This window comes from Pseudoalteromonas sp. OF7H-1, assembly GCF_022347825.1.
In the GTDB taxonomy this organism is placed as follows: Bacteria; Pseudomonadota; Gammaproteobacteria; order Enterobacterales; family Alteromonadaceae; genus Pseudoalteromonas; species Pseudoalteromonas maricaloris.
On the sequence record NZ_JAKRFX010000015.1, the window covers coordinates 25,023 to 41,196 of the forward strand.

A 16,174-nucleotide genomic window follows, 5' to 3' on the forward strand; every position below is an offset into this window, starting at 1 on the left:
GCTTGATTACCAAGGAAGCGTGTCTCCATTGGAGTGCCAAAAACCACCACTGTTTTCGATAGTTAGGTGTTCAATTCTCTTAATTAAACGTTCCGCCGCAACATCTGGACCAATATCACCGGCAAATCCCACCATCTGCGTTTGCACAAAGCCAGGATGGAATAGTCCAACAGCGATATCTTGGTTTTTCAGCTCGTGAGCCATACTCACACTCGCCGCGTTCAGTGCTGCTTTCGACATTCTATAACCAATGTAACCACCAGAACCATTATCTGCAATCGAACCCATACGACTTGTGATCATGGCAACTTTACTACCAGCTTTGAGGTTATCGAGCAGTGCATGAGTGACTCGAATTGGTCCTAACGCATTAACGTTAAATTGGTGGTCGATATTTTCAAAATCCATTTCCGCTAGCGTTTCATTGTGAAATACTCCAGCGTTATTAATAAGAATGTCTATTTTCTCCGACCCCAATGCCGCCAATAACTTTTTCGCGCCATTTTCCGTCGCAACATCTATATCTTCAATGATATCCACGCCTAGAGCTTCTAGTTCTGCCGATGCTTTGCGAACAACCGCAGTTACTTTGCAGCCTAGAGATAAGTATTGTTTACAAAACTCAAATCCGATCCCACGGTTAGCACCGGTAACCAAAACATGTAGTGTCATATCCTTCTCCTCACGATTTCTATGCTCAAACTATTACAATTGGTATGAGTTTACTAAACTCAAGGTCAATCTCGACTGAATTCATTTTTATGATGTACTTTTTCACTTTCTGACAACTTTGCTACAGTTATAACTCTGACAACCGTAAGGATATGTTGTGAAACTCGCACTTAGCACCTTCTTGCTTTTCTTCATCCACAAGGCGGCGTTCGCCTACCAAATCAATGTCAGCGAGCTGGTCGCTTATCAACTTGGCCAACAGCAAATCGCACAACTCATGCAAAAGATATACGCACCTTTGGACATCACGCCCACACTTGTCGTGTTACCCAGTGAGCGCGGATTAGAATATGTAGATCAAGGGTTTTATGATGCGGAAGCAGGACGCACTAGCGCTATTGCAAATGCCTATCCTAACTTACTGCAAATACCCGAACCACTTGCAACCGTGCAAATGGCGGTGTTTTGTCTCAAGAAGGAGCATTGTACTTTGTCGACCCGGCAAGACTATGTAGTAATACAAGGCAGTTTAATAACGGAGCAAGTTTGTCAGCGTAAAAAGTTGACCTGTAACGCAGTCTCTAACGATGTTTCTGCGTTTCAAGCACTTGAAAAAGGTCATGTAGAACAAATTTTAGCTGATGACTTATTTGCGCTTGGTGCGCTATGTCAGTCAGGACTCGCCGCAGTTTATGTGCGTAGGCTACGAGATGCGAGTTATCCTATTTATCACTATATCAATCGTAAACACCAAGACCTACTGCCGAAATTAACAGCGTCTATCAAGCAGCTAAATAGTAGTGGAGAGCGCGATATTATTCTAAACCGGCTCTCTGAGAGCTTTGCCACTTGCCATGGCAAAGTGATTGAATTAGAAATGCATTAAGTTGAAATATCATCCATGGCAGATTCTATGATAGAGAATACCGCCCCTTGAGGATCTGTTATCACGCTAAAGCGACCTACTTCAGGTATATCTGTCGGCGGTACACAAATTTCTCCGCCAAGCTTTTGGGCATATTCAGCTTTACTATCGCAGTCCAATACCGCAATGTAAACCATCCAGTGCGGAGGAATGTCTTCACCCCATTCAGCCGTCATTTCTAACATGCCAGCGACAGGTTGCTCATTTACTTTGAACAAGGTGTAGTCCATATTTCCCATGTCTTTGACTTCGACTTGCCACCCAAATAATGCTGAATAAAAGTCACAACTTTTGGCGCTGTTTTTACTCACTAGCTCAAACCAATAAGGAGTATTCGCTTCAAGATGACGTTGCGTCCCAATATGACCACCCTCTTGCCATAACGCAAACACCGCTCCACCAGGCTCCTTTAACATTACCATCCGCCCTGCCCCTGGGACATCATGAGGGCCTGCAAGCACTTCAGCACCGAGTTCGTTGGCTTTGTTTAGACATTCATCGACATTGTCTACCGCCACATAAGCAAGCCAGTGACTAGGCATGCCTCCCTGTTGTTGTTCAGCGGTCATCTGATACATAGCAGCGACATCATCGACTTCTTTTTGCAACATGGTGTAATAACAATCTTCACCAATGGGTTGGTCTAGAATTTGCCAATCAAATAGTTGGCTATAGAAGGGTTTTGCTGACTGCCAATCGCTTGAACACAATTCAATCCAACAAAAATAACCGGGTCTAAATTCACTAATTATTGCCATGATAAGCACCAAAATCATTCAAGTGTATTGAATATAGCAGCAGTAGCCTAAAGCCGCCTGAGGCATTTACACAATTTTACAAGTGTGGGAGGTTTATTGTTGTGGAATTAGAAATTAACCTATAGAATCCCGTTCCGCCTTTGAAGACTAGGCGAAATAAAAACAACTATAGGATGTAAAATGTTTAAAACTACTCTAGCTGCAGCGATCGTCGTTGGCGCAATGACTGCCCCTCTAGCTGCACACGCTTCTGATTCTGTAAACCCTTGGCAAGAATGTGGTATCGGTGCAATCATCTTCCCAGATAATGGTGCTGCTGCTGCAATTTCGAATATCATTTGGGACCTTGGTACGACTGCTGTTTCTACAAAGATTTCATCTGTAGAATCTTGTGCTGGTCGTGAAGTAAAAACTGCAATGTTTATTCAGCAAACATTCCCTACACTTGAGAAAGAAATTGCGGAAGGCCAAGGTGAATACGTATCTGCGATGTTAGCAGTACGTGGCTGTGACGCAGCAGCAACAGCTGACATTGTAACCGCTATCAGAAATGACTACGCAGCGCAGCCTGCAAATAACGCTGAAGCACTATACAACATCGTAGAAACTCGCGTTTCGACTAGCTACTCAGCTCAGTGTAACGCAAGCTAAATAGCATAGGTGAGCACATCTAGCGCTGTGCTCACTTTTTTGATGAAGACCGTTCTTAAATATTCAGCTTACAGCTTACTGTTTTATAGTACAGCCACATTAAGCTTTGATACCAACGAGCTGGCCCAAAACACAACGTGGCAAAAACTTCTCCACCTAAAGAAAGATGGCCACAGTTTAATAAAATCAGCTTCTTTTTTTCTATCTGATCACACCCAATTTTCACCAGCTAACGAACTTAATGCAACTATTGCAGCTTTTCAACGTGAGCCTAGTTCACAGTGCCAATTTCCGGCTCGAGCCAAGTGGCTAAGATCCCAAGGCGTTTCGTTGCCAAAAGCGCCAGCTTGCGTGGCTTTTGATGAATGGAAAAATGAAGGTGACTGGGATTCTATCAGCTTAGTGTTTGCCTCTGGATACATGAGCAACCCGGCCTCGCTGTATGGGCATATGTTACTTAAAATCGGCTCTGAATCAGCTCACAATATCCTGTTAGACCGGAGTGTCAATTATGGCGCAATCGTTCCAGAGGAAGAGAATGGGTTAGTTTATATAACTAAAGGATTATTTGGCGGCTATCAGGCTGGCTTTTCAGATCAGCGCTTTTTTCATCATCACCATAACTACAGTGCGGACGAGCTGCGTGACCTTTGGGAGTACGAATTAAATTTAACACCAGATGAAGTCGAATTTATTACAAAACACCTTTGGGAATTACTAAACGCTCAATTTGATTATTACTTTGCTGACGAAAATTGCGCATTTCATATCGCACAACTTATTGAACTTGTGCTTGATAAGCCATTAACGGCTGACCTACCGCCTTGGGTGATCCCTGTCACTATTTTTGATAGATTGAATCAAGCTAAGCACCAAGATAATTCTTTAGTGTCAGCGATTCATTATATTCCTTCAACAAGCAGTGAGTTCTACAACCTATATGAAAAATTAAGTCCTGAGCTCAGATCGTTGGCAATCCATCTTTATCACCATCAAAAAGACTTTAATAATGAAAAGTATCAACAGCTTCCAACTGAGCAAAAAGTAATATTACTTGAAGTATTGATGAGCTTTATACAGCTACAACTCACCTTAGAAAGAGACGAGAAACGCAACAGCGAGTTTAAACGTGTATTGCTAAGAGAACGAATAAAGCTTCCAGCAGGCATCAGTAAGGCGAAATCTCTCTTGGCTATAACACCAAGTGACAAAGCACCACACTTGGCAACAAAACCGTCGAAAGTAAGCCTAGCCATTCAGTCACAACCCGATTCCGAGTATACCGCGAGGTTTGGCTTTAGATTGACATATTTTGATTCGCTTTCTCCAGACACTGCTAGAGTTAAATTTTCAAACTTAGAAATGCTGGATGTAGAACTTGCGCTAGCTGATAACGACATTGATATTTACAAGTTTGACGTGCTGGATTTAGAGTCCTTTAATCCAAGCTATGCAAAAGGGTTTGATAACCAAAACTGGGCTTGGCGCCTACGCTTAGGCTATGAAAAGCTGCAGGCTTATTGTAATGATTGCGCTTTTGTTGGATTAAATACTGCTGCAGGCTACGCCCATCTGCTAAATGCTAGCAGCATCACATTTGCTCTCGCAACAATAGAAACTTTTTCTATAAATAACAATTACTATCTCAGCCCAGGTATTGAAGTTGGCTTACTTTCAAGGCTAAATAATTCTTTTGCATTCAGAACCTCTATCTCGAAAAACACTCATCACGCAGCACATATCAGACTTGAGCTCGCAAACAAGCTTTCGCCTCAATCCGATGTAAGAATTGGTTGGGACTATGCAGAAACATCCCGACTTTCATTACAGTTCAATTATTATTGGGATTAGTGGCTCACTTCGGCTGCCCATACTTAGGTGAGCGCACGCCATAAAGCAAACCATTGCTTGAGTCCGCTGATAATAATCTCTGTGATGCTTTCTGTGAAACTTCAAATCCTTTATCTGAAGTGCTTTCAATCACCTGATTTAGTACCGCGCCAATCAATGCGCCAGCCAAACTGTTATCACGGTCATCTCTGTCTTCACTACTTGACGCTTTTGACTTACCACGCCAAATTACTTGGCCAGTTTTTAAATCAACCAACCTTGCCGATAGCGCGACTGTAGTGTCACTATCTAATACAACGTATGACGTACCATAATCTTGAATCTCTATGTATAAAGCAGCGTCGGCAGCAAAGATTTCATAGAGCTTGTCTATCGCAACATTGTGAACATCCTGAGCCACAGTTAAGCCGTTATTTTTAAAAGTCTCATTGACCAAAGATACTGGAAAAACATAATAGCCAGAGTCTGCAAGTGGCTTCACCACTGTCGCCATGACCCCGTAAGGCGCAACCACCTCATTGGAATTATTGATAGGCGGTAACACCAGTATCGACTTAGGATCGCTTTGAATAAAAGCGCTGTAATCCTGCTTAGGAGCCGTCGCACAGCCATTCAATAAGGCAAAAGTCAAAAGCACCAAGCTCGCTTTAATCCATTTCATCTTATTCTCCCTGTGCATTTTTTAGTAAAAAGTCGATATATTGCCTGGACTCAGGATACAGTTGTTTTTCCTGTTCAAAATACGCAAAACCTTTGCTGTCATCCCCTTGCATCAAATATAAGTAACCGAGATGCGCATACATGCCTGGTGCTGGACTGATCTGCTTTACTTCAGCGCGCGCAATGCTTGACTCTAACTGACTGATCTGCTGCTCAAGCGACTGCCCATCACCTCGAAAGAACTCATAGAGGTTACGTTCGTAAGAACCGTAATAATATTGTGGTGTCGTACTCTGACACCCAGACAATATCAATAGTAAAGTCGCCACAAATATCGTTTGCTTCATAATTTACCTGAGGTTTAGATTAGCTGTGGGGATTGTCTATAAAGGCTTCCAATCGCCTTTCTCGATGCCGCTAACCAAGTTATTGACAGCCTCGCGAATAGCTAAATCCAGTACCTTGCCGTTTAGCGTTGAGTCATACCCTGCAGTGCCACCAAAACCAACCACTTCGCGATTAGATAAGCTGTATTCTCCAGCACCTTGCACCGAGTACACGACTTCTGAACTAGTCACATCAACGATATTCAGATTTACCTTAGCGTAAGCAATTTGCGATTTTCCTTTACCTAGAATACCGAATAATTGTTTATCACCTACTTCTTTTCGACCAAACTCAGAAACATCTCCCGTGATCACAAAGTTAGCACCCTTAATACTTTGTTTTGCACCAGCAAATCCAGCTTCTTGGGCTATCTCTGTCATGTTTTCTCTATCTAAAACAATAAAGCGATTACTCTGCTGTAAATGGGTGGTCAGAATAGTTTTAGCCTGAGAGCCCAAGCGGTCCGGTCCTGAACTAAACACCCCATTGTGAAAAGCTGAACGGTTTTGCAATTTACCAACCGCTAACTGACTTTTTGGGCCATTGTAAACTTGATTATATGAGGCCACTTTTGGTGCTTCTACCGTTCTTGATGCTTCCGTTGCGCAACCCGCGGTTAATCCGACAAACGTCAATGCAATTACAGTGGCGAGCGGTTTATTCATTATCATTCTCCTAGAGTCATATGTGTCTGTCTGTGACGCGACGATTCGTTTTGTTAATAACAATGTAGATAAATTTAGCTGACTTTAGTGTTAATTTTTGTTTGGGAAAAATGCAATAACGCTACATCTAGATGGAATTTTAAAGATAGTGCAAAATCAAACCGAGTACAGCACCGGAAAAAGTAGTGCAGACGACTTTAGGAACGGCCATCAATAAACAGGAAAACCCTCTGCAAGCAATGGCTTATAATTTTATAAGTTTATACTTTGCTTAGTGCAGTACAAAGCACCAAGCAAGATTACTGTTAAAAAGCGCCATACACTTTCCAACAAATTAGCGTTGGCGCATCACGCCTTCTTGAATAGTCGACGCAACTAACTCACCTTGGCGGTTAAAAAATTGGCCACGTACTAGGCCTCGGCCATTAGACGCGCTCGGACTATCAACGCTATATAAAATCCATTCATCCATTCTAAACGGACGATGGAACCACATCGCATGGTCTATTGTCGCAACTTGCATATTTGGCTGCATAAACGACAAACCATGTGGTTGTAGTGCTGTTGGTAAAAATTCAAAATCTGAAGCATAAGCCAGCAAATAGTTGTGGATCCTTCTGTCATCCGGCATGTCACCATTAGCTTTAAACCAAACATTTCTCACCGGGTCCTGTTTTTTAGGTTTAAATGGATTTTGAAAGTTTACAGGGCGCATATCCAGCGGCATTTCTTGCGTAAATTTCGCTCGAAGTGATTCGGGAATGAGGTCCGCATGTTCTTGATAAAAGTGGAGTGATGACTTTAACGTTTCAGGCTCTAGCACATCCGGCATCAAAGATTGATGAGAAACGCCCGGTTCATCCCCTTGGAAAGAGGCGGTCATGTAAAATATCGGCTTACCATATTGAATGGCACTGATCCTACGAGTGCTAAAACTGCGACCATCACGAATGTTTTCGACATCGTAGACTATGGGCTTGCTCGCATCACCAGGACGCAAAAAGTAAGAGTGCAGCGAGTTAACAAAGCGCCCTTCTGGTAAGGTGTATTTTGCTGCGGACAACGCCTGCCCCATCACCTGACCTCCAAACACTTGAGGAAAACCAAGGTCTTGGCTTTGACCTCGATATATCCCTTGCTCAATTTCTTCAAGGCTGAGTAAATCCAACAGATTTTGTAACACTTGACTCATGTTGCACTCCGAACGTCTAGTAGAACTGGCGATAGTCGTTATAATGAGATAATACTTTTACCAAATCCAAGTAGACTCGGACTGGTAGCAAACCAAGTACATTGCTCAAATGAGTATAATACATCATAACTCAAACTATTGGACTAACCCATATGGCTTATTGGCTGTTTAAAACAGAACCCGATGCATTTTCCATTGATGACTTAAAAAACGCGCCTGAGCAGCAAACTTTTTGGGAGGGAATTCGTAATTATCAGGCGAGAAACTTCCTGCGCGACGAGGTTAAGGTGGGTGACTCAGTGTTTATTTACCACTCAAGCTGTAAAGTGCCTGCGGTTGTCGGTATTGCTAAAGTGGTGAAAGCAGCAGAGCCAGATCCACACCAATTTGACTTAAGCAGTGATTATTATGATGCCAAATCAAGCACCGATAACCCTCGCTGGGTAGGCGTCACTCTAGCATACGAGCAGCACCTACGCCCGGTGACCCTGCAGGCGATAAAAGCCAACACTGCGCTCACCGAGCTGGCTTTAAAAAAAGGGGGGCGATTATCCATCATGCCCATCATCGAACTTGAGTGGCAGATTATTTTAGAGATGTCGGGGCAAAGCTAACGTTTTGCTTTGCCTTTTTGTCGCCCGTGTTTAGGCACAATGCTGATATATAGCAGCAAAGCGACCCAAGAAAATAGTAGCGTTCCTATCAGCCAGCCGTTTTTTTCATGCCCTTTGCTGCGCTTGCTTCCTGCAACTAAAGCGACAGGAAGTAAGTAAGCGCACACAACAGCAATCATCAAGAAGAGTTCTTCGAACATAGTGATGACCAGTCAACCTCTGATGCAAGCACTCGCTGTGGTGCAATATAGTGCAAAATATCTCCTCCTGTGATGTTGTAATCCAAAGGTGGGTTTAGATCCATGTCTAGCGCATTTATATCGTGCGCAACACCGAGCAACGTCGCATCATGATGCTGTTTAAAATAACCAAAAATATCACCAAAGGTTAAACAGCTTACCTCTGCAGGTAAGGCTAAGCTGAATTGCGTATCGCCGTGCAGCGTCGACAGCAATTCCTCTTGTACTCGGCTTGAGCCTGGGTCTTGCATGGCTCGCACTAAGATTTCCGCAGACATAGATGCTGAGCATTCAACATTTTTACAATGCTCTCTTAAAAGCAGCGCTTTGCTATCGTCCAAGAAGTGCGCGCTAATATGCGCTTCGGATTTTACTACTCGGCTAAGCTTTAGCGCGGTGGTAAATGTCTGGTTATCATCATCGCCATCAATGATGATTTTGTCAGCCCGCTCGATGTTAATCCGACTTAACTGTTCGTCATCAGTAAAGCTGGTTAACCGCGCAAATGCGACTTCTGGATAGCTCAACAGCGGATGCTCCATGACCTCGGTGACGGCCAATACGATTTTTCTATCTTCGCGTTTATTGTCACCTAAAATGTAGTCCACCATTTTTTTCGTTCTCACATCATGCCAACCAAAAATTACGATGTGGTTTTGCAAATGTGCAAAGTCTTTTTCCCCTGTCATGCCTCTTCTCACCCAATACGTCACAAATTGTCCAGCTTTTCCCAATAACACACCAAATAGCGCAAGGCCAAATGGGATCTGTATAATGGCAACGACTAAACGGCCAAAATCCGTTGTTGCACTAAAGTCTCCGTAGCCAACTGTTGAAGTCGTCACTACGTAGTAATAAAAGAACGTGCTCAGTGGCAATAATGCCGATTCATTGCTGAGCCATAACAACCCCCAAGTCACCGACATATGAATGAGCGTTGCCATAAATAACAGTTGCCAGCTGGCCTTATCCACATGAGCCCGCATCAAAACAACTAAACGCTTAAAAATTATAGGCATATTGCTTCCCTATCAAATACATACTGCTACCTTACTGCAGATTTTAGCCAAAAAACAACACGACATATCGACTTCTTTGATATAGTCTTAGAAAAGGTTACAAGAAGTAATGAGGGGTTAACATGGCTGGCGTATTGGCCTCAGTAGATCAACGCACACAACTGGTGGGTGAAAACCGCCTTGAGTTGCTATTATTTCATCTTCATAGCCGCCACTTTTTTGCGCTCAACGTCTTCAAGGTAAAAGAAGTTGTTAAGCTCCCTCATCTCAATAAAATGCCCAATGCACACCCTAAAGTATGTGGCGTAACCAATATTCGTGGCGAGTCTATTCCGGTTATCGATTTACGACAAGCGATATGCATGCCGCCATGCGACCGAGACAAAGACTGCAACCTAGTGATCACAGAATACAACCGCTCAGTGCAGGCCTTCTTAGTTGGTAAAGTTGACCAAATCGTCAATACTACGTGGTCCGATATTATGCCAACCCCTAAGTCTGTTGGCCGCAATCACTATCTCACTGCACTGACTAAAATCAAACGTGACGGCGTTGAACACATCGTTGAAATTATCGATGTAGAAAAGGTACTTGCCGAAATCGTTGAATACAAAGTTGAGATCCCGCAAGACATTCTAGATAAAGATATCATCAACGAGTTTCATGGCCGCAAAATTCTACATGCCGATGACTCGCCGACCGCTCGTCGTCAAGTTGCCGATACCTTGGCACAATTAGGCATAGAAATCATCCCAGCAACTGACGGCCAAGAGGCGCTCAATGTGTTAAAGCACTGGGCCGACGAAGGTATCGACGTACAAAAAGAATTACTTGCAGTGATCACCGATGCAGAAATGCCAGTTATGGATGGTTATCGACTCACCTATGAAATTCGCAATGACAGTCGCCTGAAAGACCTTTATGTCATTCTCAATACCTCACTCAGTGGCAGCTTTAATAATGCCATGGTCGAAAAAGTGGGTTGTAATGCGTTTCTATCAAAATTCCAACCCGATTTATTGGTAACAGAGGTACAAAATCGGTTGAAGGACGTTTTGCAAAAATAAACATAAACACTGTATAAAAAACCAGTTTATGTTTCTTTATAAATCATAATGTTATCTTTTCTCGGTTAGGTTTGCTTTGCGATATGCTGGGATTTACGGCAACGACTCGGTATACTTGCCATCATTTGAGCAAATAGGCAAAGCAATGGACGTATCAGAATTACTCGACGGCCTCAACGACAAACAGCGCGATGCAGTCGCCGCGCCTCTGCAAAACATGTTAGTGCTCGCAGGTGCGGGGTCAGGTAAAACACGAGTACTCGTTCATCGTATTGCTTGGCTTATGCAAGTTGAGCACGCCTCTGCATTTAGTATTTTCGCGGTAACCTTTACCAATAAGGCAGCCAAAGAAATGCGTGCTCGTGTTGAAGCGACGCTCAATGGCCCTGTTGGTGGCATGTGGATAGGTACTTTCCACGGCCTAGCCCACCGCATGTTACGCGCCCATCACCGTGAAGCTAAATTACCAGAATCATTTCAAATTCTAGATAGCGATGATCAGCAACGAATGATCCGCCGTTTGCTCAAAGCCATGAATATCGATGAGAAAAAGTGGCCACCTAAGCAGTTAAGCTGGTATATCAGCGCGCGTAAAGACGAAGGATTAAGACCCAAAGATATTCAAGCATACGATGTCAATGAACAGCTGATGTTGAATGTATATAGTGCTTACCAAGATGCCTGTGATAGAGCCGGTCTTGTTGATTTTGCCGAGATCCTATTGCGCTGCTACGAGCTATTACAGCAACAACCTACCTTGCTACGTCACTATCAACAACGCTTCCGCCATATGCTAGTGGACGAGTTCCAAGATACCAACAGCATTCAATATTTGTGGCTACGCCTGCTTGCAGGTAGTGACAACAATATCATGATCGTAGGGGATGACGACCAGAGTATTTACGGCTGGCGTGGTGCAAAAATAGAAAACATCAAACGTTTTCTGGACGACTTTAACGCCGAAACGATCCGACTTGAACAAAATTATCGTTCTACTGCAACCATTCTAAAAGCATCCAATGCGCTCATTGAAAACAACGCCGAACGAATGGGTAAAAGTCTCTGGACCGACGGTAACCAAGGCGAGCCGATCTCAATTTACGCCGCTTTTAATGAACTTGATGAAGCACGCTTTGTGGTTGGCAAAATTAAATCTTGGTTACAAGCTGGCAATGCGCTCAGCGACAGCGCCGTACTCTACAGAAACAACGCACAGTCCCGGGTGTTAGAAGAAGCCTTACTTCAAGAAGGGCTAAAATACCGTATTTATGGCGGTATGCGCTTTTTCGAGCGCCAAGAGATTAAAGATGCCTTATCCTACCTGCGCATTATTAGTAATCGTAATGACGATGCGGCATTTGAGCGTGTGATAAACACGCCTACCCGTGGTATTGGTGATAAAACATTAAGTCATATTCGCGATTGTGCACGTCACGAATCACTCTCACTTTGGGATGCAGCCAAAGCTGTGCTTGCGCAAAAGCATTTAGCTGGAAGAGCTGCTACGGCGGTGACAAAATTTATTGAATTAGTCGAGCAGCTCGACGATAAAATTGCCGAGCTTGAACTGGCACAACAAGCGCAGACAGCCATTGAGCAGTCAGGTCTCATGGCAATGTATCAAGCCGAAAAAGGCGAAAAAGGCCGTGCTCGAGTGGAAAACTTGGAAGAATTGATCAGTGCTTGTGGTCAGTATGAGCTGCCTATCGATGAAGATTTTACTTCACCATTACAAGGCTTTTTAGCCTATACCTCTTTGGAGGCAGGCGAAGGCCAGGCTGACGAGCACGAAGACGCGGTACAAATGATGACGCTGCACTCGGCCAAGGGTCTCGAGTTCCCATTGGTCTTTATGGTTGGGGTGGAAGAAGGCATGTTCCCATCGCAACAAAGTAATGAAGAATCGGGCCGCTTGGAAGAAGAGCGCCGTTTGTGCTACGTCGGTATGACGCGTGCCATGGATAAGCTTTACATTAGCCACGCAGAAAGTCGCCGCTTGTATGGTCAAGAAAAACATCACAGCCCTTCAAGGTTCTTACGTGAAATTCCTGAAGACTGCATGGAAGAAATTCGGATTAAAACGCAAATTTCTCGTCCGGCTAACTCGGGTCGATTCAGCCCATCAATCAGTCACGCGACCTTTGAAGATAGCGGCTTTAATTTAGGCCAGCGTGTCCTCCATGCCAAATTTGGTGCAGGCACAGTGCTTAACTATGAAGGTGCAGGTGCTCAATCACGCATCCAAGTTAGCTTTGATGATGTTGGTAGTAAGTGGTTAGTAACCGCCTATGCAAGACTTCAAGCGCTCTAATCTGCCGCTATTACGTTCTCAGCTTGCCGATGCCCGCCATCGGCAACTCTTGCTTATCACCGGCAGTCAAGCTTGGTGTTACGCGCAGTGTCAGCAGCTACTAGCAAACTCAAACGATAATCTTATTCTAAGTAGCAGTAAGACATTAGAAAATGCCGTTTGGCCTGAGCACTTACACCAAATACTCGGACAAGAATTTAGCAACCTAGTCTACGACGGCTTTAGTGGTATTGTGCCTAACAAAATCGCAGCTGCTGCGGGCACGGTAAAGGCAGGCGGCTTACTCCTATTGTTACTTCCCGAGTTAGATGAACTCGCTCACTGGCTAGACCCTGCAATTACCCGCTGGTGCTCAGAGGGACAAACGCCCAAACAGAGCTACTTTTTAAAAAGGTGGCAACAACTCTGGCAGCAACAACCAGCTTGGCATATCAGTGAGCACTTTGGGGTTCAACTGCCCTTAGCGTATCTTGCTGCAAGTTCGGCGGTTTGTGGTATTGAGGAGCAACAAAACGTACTGACACAACTCTCCACAGCATTGGAAAACCAGCAAACACCTGTATTACTAAGCGCTGACAGAGGCAGGGGAAAGAGTGCGCTATTAGGCCTCTTGGCATCAAAGCATCCTACGCAACAATTTGTTATTTGTAGCCGTCACCTTCATGCTCTGCATAGTTGCTTTAGCATGCTTGCTCAAGCACTCAATACCGAGGTTGATGTAAAAACGAAGAAGCTGGCTAATCTCAGCTATGTGGCACCAGATGCGTTACTACAACAAGCCTCTGCACTTGATAGCAATACGGTTATTTTGGTAGATGAGGCAGCCGCCCTGCCGGTTCCATTTTTAATACAAGTCGCTCAACTTGGCTTTCGCTGCATTTTTTCCAGCACCTTAGTTGGTTATGAGGGTAATGGTAGAGGCTACACCTTACGGTTTAAACGCTACTTAGAATCACATTACCCAAGTTATCTTGATTTCACCTTATCGACTCCTATTCGTTACGCATCGAATGATCCACTGGAGCAGCAGATCAGGGATTTATTTGTACTCGAGTGTAAAGCGACATCACCCATACTCACTTCCTCAACCACAATGCGTGCTATTTCCCAGAGTGAGTTGATAGAAAATAGCTCGTTACTTGAGCAAGTTTTTTCACTGCTCGTATTAGCCCATTATCAAACCAGCGTGGATGATTTAAGGCAATTATTAGATGCACCCGATCTGCATTTACAAGGTGCATTTTGCAATAACGAGCTAATAGGAATTTGCCTTGCTGTTATCGAAGGCGGACTCGCTTCAGATCTCGCAGAAGATATTCTAGCGGGAAAGCGAAGACCCGCAGGCCATCTCATGGCGCAGCAGCTAACAACAAGCTTTGGTGATAGCCAGTTTGTCACCGAAAAAAGCGTAAGGATCGTTAGAATAGCCGTGCACCCGGATGTACAACAGCAAGGGATTGGCCGTCGCCTACTGGCGTTCTTTGAAACCACATTACCAGAAGATATCAGTTACATAGGAACCAGTTTTGGCCTTACAGCGCCATTGCTTTCGTTTTGGTCACAACGTCACTATCAGCCAATGAAACTGGGGTTTAAGCAAGATAAGGCCAGTGGTGAGTATGCGGTTTTGATGTTCAAAAAAGTCCGAGGCGACTTAGACAACACTTATACTCGAATATTTAAACAAGCTTTTTTCTATCAGTTACGCTCGCACTATCAACAACTAGATACTGAGGTGGTGAGCGCACTATTAGCGACCTTACCCTTTGAACATATAACTAATGAGCAGCTGGATTATTTGCACTATTTACGTAACAGCAATCCGGTTGAGCAACAAGTATGTCCTTTTATATGGCAGCTGATCACAACCGATCCTCGATTACTTAAAAACTTAACTAAAGTTTCCAAAGCATTAGTAATTCGTCTAATATTACAGCAACATTCGACCCAAGTCGTACTTAATTTGCTTGGATTATCTGGTAAAAAGGCCCTCACCACAACGCTAAGAGAGACAGTGCAGCAAGTATATGAGTATTTTCGGTGTTAAGTTTTTACTATTCGTTTTTGCTTCTGCTGTACTGAATTTTACAGTATCCGCTCAATCTGTGGTGAAAATTGGCATGTCTACTGCCCTTTCAGGGCCCGCAAAAGAGATCGGTCAACAACTGAAAGCGGGTGCCGAGCTACACTTTAACTTTTATAATCAGCACAAAGCGAACGGTGCAGCTGCGATTGAGTTGCAGGTGTTGGATGATGGCTATGAGCCACACAAAACCGTAACCAATGCTCGTAAGCTCGTTTACGAAAATAAGGTCGATGCATTGTTTGGCGTAATGGGCACCCCCACATCTTATGCCATAAAGCCGATTTTAGAGCACTCTAAGGTTCCCTTTCTTATGCCATATACTGGCGCTGAGTTTCTTCAAGAACCACATACATTTAATGTCTTCAACCTCCGCACTAGCTACAATAAAGAAGCACAAGATATCATCCGCTACTTTATTGATGAACAAAAGCTAAAACGGGTGGGTTTACTCATTCAAGCCGATGAATTTGGTCTAACCGTAGAAAAAAGCCTTACCAGAGCGCTTGCGGAACATGGATTAAAACCCGTTGTGATAACGCGTTTTAGACGTAATACAGATGATATTGAACGAGCCCTTGAACAAGCACAGCAGCATAAAATAGAAGGCTTCGCGATGGTAGGCACCTACACGCCACTGTCTAAGTTTATTAATCGCGCCATGGAGGTTGGCCTTGAAACACAATACGCAACGGTTTCATTTGCTTCCTCAAATGAGCTGTTTGCTAGACTCAAAGGTAAGCCCAAAGTTTTAGTCACCGAAGTTGTACCCGACCCTGCGATTTGCAAGGGCAAGCTTTGTGATACTTTTCGCGAGGCAGTTCGCAATACCACACTTTCCCATAACGAACAGGTTTTTGAGGGCTATCTCAATGCCTACTTATTGACGACTGCTATCCAGCAATGTGAGCTGCCCATTGATAGCGATTGTCTGCTAAACGCATTACAACAGGAGTTGGAGCATAACACCGTTATTCGAGAGGTATTTATGCTCCAGCCAGCGCAAAAGAAATTGCCAGTTTACCGCTCCTTTTTCCAATAATGTTCTATGCTTAGTTGATACTGACCATATGCGAGGCT

16 protein-coding genes are annotated in these 16,174 nt (G+C 43.9%); 8 read left to right on the plus strand and 8 right to left on the minus strand.

Annotated elements, in window-relative coordinates:
• Positions 1-6: 6 nt before the first annotated feature.
• Positions 7-672 carry an SDR family oxidoreductase gene (locus MHN30_RS17305; protein WP_045989388.1) on the minus strand — a complete coding sequence of 222 codons (666 nt, stop codon included), beginning with the start codon at positions 670-672 and terminating at the stop codon, positions 7-9.
• A 157-nt stretch (positions 673-829) separates the two neighbouring features.
• On the opposite strand from MHN30_RS17305, the gene MHN30_RS17310 reads away from it, so the two are divergent.
• On the plus strand, positions 830-1,558 hold the full coding sequence (locus tag MHN30_RS17310; protein WP_239360520.1) for a transporter substrate-binding domain-containing protein: 729 nt from the start codon (positions 830-832) through the stop codon (positions 1,556-1,558).
• Here MHN30_RS17310 and MHN30_RS17315 read toward each other — a convergent pair.
• Positions 1,555-2,355, minus strand: a complete 801-nt coding sequence (locus MHN30_RS17315; protein ID WP_211859034.1) for a VOC family protein — start codon at positions 2,353-2,355, stop codon at positions 1,555-1,557. The two genes, MHN30_RS17310 and MHN30_RS17315, sit on opposite strands and share 4 nt — an antisense overlap.
• A gap of 180 nt (positions 2,356-2,535) precedes the next feature.
• On the opposite strand from MHN30_RS17315, the gene MHN30_RS17320 reads away from it, so the two are divergent.
• Positions 2,536-3,006 carry a DUF3015 family protein gene (locus tag MHN30_RS17320; protein ID WP_130163315.1) on the plus strand — a complete coding sequence of 157 codons (471 nt, stop codon included), beginning with the start codon at positions 2,536-2,538 and terminating at the stop codon, positions 3,004-3,006.
• Positions 3,007-3,015: 9 nt separating this feature from the next.
• Positions 3,016-4,857 (plus strand): DUF4105 domain-containing protein, encoded by a 1,842-nt coding sequence (locus MHN30_RS17325; RefSeq protein WP_239360522.1) that lies wholly within the window; start codon positions 3,016-3,018, stop codon positions 4,855-4,857.
• A gap of 4 nt (positions 4,858-4,861) precedes the next feature.
• Here the strand turns inward: MHN30_RS17325 and MHN30_RS17330 are convergent, their stop codons facing one another.
• The 4 genes from MHN30_RS17330 to tesB form a co-directional block, all read right to left on the minus strand.
• On the minus strand, positions 4,862-5,518 hold the full coding sequence (locus MHN30_RS17330) for a DUF799 domain-containing protein (protein WP_239360524.1): 657 nt from the start codon (positions 5,516-5,518) through the stop codon (positions 4,862-4,864).
• Between the two features lies 1 nt (position 5,519).
• A complete protein-coding gene (locus MHN30_RS17335) occupies positions 5,520-5,864 on the minus strand; it encodes a DUF4810 domain-containing protein (RefSeq protein ID WP_017219344.1) in 345 nt (114 codons plus the stop codon).
• A gap of 36 nt (positions 5,865-5,900) precedes the next feature.
• The gene (locus MHN30_RS17340) at positions 5,901-6,569 is read right to left on the minus strand and encodes a CsgG/HfaB family protein (RefSeq protein ID WP_039494727.1); all 669 of its coding nucleotides are present in this window, start codon (positions 6,567-6,569) and stop codon (positions 5,901-5,903) included.
• A 334-nt stretch (positions 6,570-6,903) separates the two neighbouring features.
• Entirely contained in the window at positions 6,904-7,761 is an 858-nt protein-coding gene (gene tesB, locus MHN30_RS17345; protein WP_239360526.1) for an acyl-CoA thioesterase II, read from the minus strand.
• A gap of 152 nt (positions 7,762-7,913) precedes the next feature.
• On the opposite strand from tesB, the gene MHN30_RS17350 reads away from it, so the two are divergent.
• Positions 7,914-8,375, plus strand: coding sequence for an EVE domain-containing protein (locus tag MHN30_RS17350; RefSeq protein WP_239360528.1), 462 nt, complete (start codon positions 7,914-7,916; stop codon positions 8,373-8,375).
• On the opposite strand, the gene MHN30_RS17355 is transcribed toward MHN30_RS17350, so the two are convergent.
• Positions 8,372-8,554: a hypothetical protein gene (locus MHN30_RS17355; RefSeq protein WP_010374482.1), complete on the minus strand. Its 183-nt coding sequence runs from the start codon at positions 8,552-8,554 to the stop codon at positions 8,372-8,374. The two genes, MHN30_RS17350 and MHN30_RS17355, sit on opposite strands and share 4 nt — an antisense overlap.
• On the minus strand, positions 8,554-9,633 hold the full coding sequence (locus MHN30_RS17360) for a potassium channel family protein (protein WP_130163312.1): 1,080 nt from the start codon (positions 9,631-9,633) through the stop codon (positions 8,554-8,556). Before MHN30_RS17360 ends, MHN30_RS17355 begins: the two co-directional genes overlap by 1 nt.
• A 122-nt stretch (positions 9,634-9,755) precedes the next feature.
• Between MHN30_RS17360 and MHN30_RS17365 the strand changes: the two genes are divergently transcribed.
• From MHN30_RS17365 to MHN30_RS17380, 4 genes are all read left to right on the plus strand, one after another.
• A complete protein-coding gene (locus MHN30_RS17365; protein WP_010374479.1) occupies positions 9,756-10,700 on the plus strand; it encodes a chemotaxis protein CheV in 945 nt (314 codons plus the stop codon).
• Between the two features lie 145 nt (positions 10,701-10,845).
• Positions 10,846-13,011, plus strand: coding sequence for a DNA helicase II (gene uvrD, locus MHN30_RS17370; protein WP_010607891.1), 2,166 nt, complete (start codon positions 10,846-10,848; stop codon positions 13,009-13,011).
• A complete protein-coding gene (locus MHN30_RS17375) occupies positions 12,989-15,058 on the plus strand; it encodes a GNAT family N-acetyltransferase (protein ID WP_239360530.1) in 2,070 nt (689 codons plus the stop codon). The genes uvrD and MHN30_RS17375 overlap by 23 nt, the downstream gene beginning before the upstream one ends.
• A complete protein-coding gene (locus MHN30_RS17380; RefSeq protein WP_239360533.1) occupies positions 15,039-16,136 on the plus strand; it encodes an ABC transporter substrate-binding protein in 1,098 nt (365 codons plus the stop codon). The genes MHN30_RS17375 and MHN30_RS17380 overlap by 20 nt, the downstream gene beginning before the upstream one ends.
• Positions 16,137-16,174: the final 38 nt, after the last annotated feature.

Excerpts from the sequence above, each read along its gene's own strand:
- MHN30_RS17305 (WP_045989388.1), bottom strand. The coding sequence starts at position 672 with ATGACACTACATGTTTTGGTTACCGGTGCTAACCGTGGGATCGGATTT.
- MHN30_RS17315 (WP_211859034.1), bottom strand. The coding sequence starts at position 2,355 with ATGGCAATAATTAGTGAATTTAGACCCGGTTATTTTTGTTGGATTGAA.
- MHN30_RS17320 (WP_130163315.1), top strand. The coding sequence starts at position 2,536 with ATGTTTAAAACTACTCTAGCTGCAGCGATCGTCGTTGGCGCAATGACT.
- MHN30_RS17330 (WP_239360524.1), bottom strand. The coding sequence starts at position 5,518 with ATGAAATGGATTAAAGCGAGCTTGGTGCTTTTGACTTTTGCCTTATTG.
- MHN30_RS17335 (WP_017219344.1), bottom strand. The coding sequence starts at position 5,864 with ATGAAGCAAACGATATTTGTGGCGACTTTACTATTGATATTGTCTGGG.
- MHN30_RS17340 (WP_039494727.1), bottom strand. The coding sequence starts at position 6,569 with ATGAATAAACCGCTCGCCACTGTAATTGCATTGACGTTTGTCGGATTA.
- tesB (WP_239360526.1), bottom strand. The coding sequence starts at position 7,761 with ATGAGTCAAGTGTTACAAAATCTGTTGGATTTACTCAGCCTTGAAGAA.
- MHN30_RS17350 (WP_239360528.1), top strand. The coding sequence starts at position 7,914 with ATGGCTTATTGGCTGTTTAAAACAGAACCCGATGCATTTTCCATTGAT.
- MHN30_RS17355 (WP_010374482.1), bottom strand. The coding sequence starts at position 8,554 with ATGATTGCTGTTGTGTGCGCTTACTTACTTCCTGTCGCTTTAGTTGCA.
- MHN30_RS17360 (WP_130163312.1), bottom strand. The coding sequence starts at position 9,633 with ATGCCTATAATTTTTAAGCGTTTAGTTGTTTTGATGCGGGCTCATGTG.
- MHN30_RS17365 (WP_010374479.1), top strand. The coding sequence starts at position 9,756 with ATGGCTGGCGTATTGGCCTCAGTAGATCAACGCACACAACTGGTGGGT.
- uvrD (WP_010607891.1), top strand. The coding sequence starts at position 10,846 with ATGGACGTATCAGAATTACTCGACGGCCTCAACGACAAACAGCGCGAT.
- MHN30_RS17375 (WP_239360530.1), top strand. The coding sequence starts at position 12,989 with ATGCAAGACTTCAAGCGCTCTAATCTGCCGCTATTACGTTCTCAGCTT.
- MHN30_RS17380 (WP_239360533.1), top strand. The coding sequence starts at position 15,039 with ATGAGTATTTTCGGTGTTAAGTTTTTACTATTCGTTTTTGCTTCTGCT.